Origin of the sequence: Streptomyces sp. NPDC093109 (assembly GCF_040701725.1) — a bacterium.
Taxonomy (GTDB): Bacteria; Actinomycetota; Actinomycetes; order Streptomycetales; family Streptomycetaceae; genus Streptomyces.
Genome location: NZ_JBFBEZ010000112.1, coordinates 1 through 2011 on the forward strand (window position 1 = coordinate 1; position 2011 = coordinate 2011).

The 2011-nt window shown below is 68.5% G+C and carries 1 protein-coding gene and 2 pseudogenes; 1 reads left to right on the forward strand and 2 read right to left on the reverse strand.

Annotated features, from left to right (window positions below):
• Both AB0389_RS37760 and AB0389_RS37765 read right to left on the reverse strand, forming a co-directional pair.
• Positions 1–293: pseudogene (locus AB0389_RS37760) on the reverse strand (hypothetical protein); the annotation flags it as partial.
• Between the two features lie 34 nt (positions 294–327).
• Positions 328–1674 carry an aldehyde dehydrogenase family protein gene (locus AB0389_RS37765; protein ID WP_366400117.1) on the reverse strand — a complete coding sequence of 449 codons (1347 nt, stop codon included), beginning with the start codon at positions 1672–1674 and terminating at the stop codon, positions 328–330.
• Between the two features lie 173 nt (positions 1675–1847).
• On the opposite strand from AB0389_RS37765, the pseudogene AB0389_RS37770 reads away from it, so the two are divergent.
• A pseudogene (locus AB0389_RS37770) lies at positions 1848–2011 on the forward strand (transcriptional regulator); the annotation flags it as partial.

Here is a 2011-nt window from a genome sequence, read left to right on the forward strand (position 1 = left end):
GCCCGCTGCCGGTAGTACTCGACCATGAGGTCCCCGGGGATGCCGGAGGAACCGGCCCGGACCCGGGTCAGCGGTGCCATGACGATGCGGTTGGCGAGCTCGATCTTCCCGAGAGAGATGGGGGAGAAAAGTGACGGGGCGGGCGAAACTTCTGAAGTGTTGACAGGCATGGGTTGGCTTTCTTTCTGCACTACGGAGGAAAACGGGATGAAGGTCTGCGACGCAGGGGCCCACGCTGTCCCGGCGGATCGGGGTGGGGGTGGTGTCGGAGGCGAACGCGGTGAGAGCCGCATGCCGTCGGTGTCGGTGTCGGCAAAAGGCGCGAGGCTAGCTGAGCGGTACGTCCGCGACGGCCTTGAGGTGGCTGAACGTCTCGAGGGAGTACCGGCCGTGGTACCGGCCCATGCCGCTTTCGCCGACGCCACCGAAAGGCAGGCCGGTCATGAGCAGCTGTATCACCGGCTGGCCCCAGGCGACGCCGCCGGAGGACGTCTCGTTCACGAGGCGCGACGTGGTGGCCTCGGACGTGGTGAACGCGTAGAGCGCGAGGGGCTTGTCGCGTTCGTTGATGAAGGCGATGGCGGCATCGAGGTCTGCGACTTCGACGACGGGGAGGATCGGGCCGAAGATTTCCTCCCGCATGACCGGCGATGCGGGGTCGACATCGGTGAGCACGGTCGGTGCGATGAACAGGTCGTCGCGGTCGTGCCGGCCTCCCACCGCCGCCCGGCCGGAATCCAGCAGACGGGTGAGCCGGTCGAAGTGCCGCTCGTTGATGATCCGGCCGAAGCCGGCCGAGGTCTGCGGGGCGGTGCCGAACTGGGCTTCCACCGCCGCACGCAGGGCGGGAACCAGTGCGGCGGCGGTAGCAGGATCGGCCAGTACGTAGTCGGGGGCTACGCACTGCTGCCCCGCGTTGCCGAACTTGGCGCCGACCAGCCGCTTCGCGGTCTCGTCCACGTCCGCGTCAGGTGCCACGAAGACCGGTGACTTGCCCCCGAGTTCGAGCGTGACCGGGGTGAGGTTCTTGGCCGCCGCGGCCATGACGATCCGGCCGACGGTGCCATTGCCGGTGTAGAAGATGTGGTCGAAGCGCTGCGCCAGGAGGGCCGTGGTCTCCTCGGCGCCCCCCTCGACCACGGTGAGCACGTCGGCGTCGAAGTACTCACGCAGGAGCCGTGAAGCCACTGCCGAGGTGTGCACCGACATCTCGCTCGGCTTGGCCACCACGGTGTTCCCGGCGGCCAGCGCGCCGATGATGGGGTCGATGAGAAGGTGCAGCGGGAAATTCCACGGAGCGATCACCAGGACGACCCCGAGCGGGTCGTACGTGGTGTAGGCCGTGGTCGCGGGACCGAAGTGGGCGGGAACCTCCACCGGGCGAGGCCGAAGCCAGCTCTCCAGATTCGCCAGCGTCTCGTCGATGTCGGCGACAGTGAAGTCGATCTCCTGCATCTTGGCCTCGGCGGCGTTCTTCCTCAGGTCCGCCCAGAGCGCTTCGAGCAGCTCCCGCTCGTTCTCGACCAGCAGTGCCCGCAGCCGCCGCAGCTGGCTGACGCGCCAGTCCAGTGAGCGGGTGACGCCGGTGTTGAACGTCGCACGAACGCGGCCGACCACCTCCGCGGCCGTTTCCGTCTGGTGCGTCCTCGACTCGGTCCCCTGTGTTGCCGTCATGGGATGTGCTCCGTTCCTGATGCAGGCCACGCCCCGGCTGCCTGCCAGCCGGGCACGGGCTCCAGCGTGCTGGACGATCCGGTATTCACCCAGGTCACGGCTTTGTGTACATCCGCTGTGACTACCACTGGCTGGTGCAGGCTGGTGTGCGTCCGACCGTGGATACTCGAGGCATGGACGAATACCCCGAACCGGTGCACGAGCCGGCCGCCGGCGCGCTGGACCCGCGTGCCGAGCTCAGTGAGTTCCTGCGCACCCGGCGGGCCCGGCTGAAGCCGGAGGACGTGGGCCTGCCGGACTTCGGACGGTACCGGCGGGTGCCGGGGCTGCGCCGCGA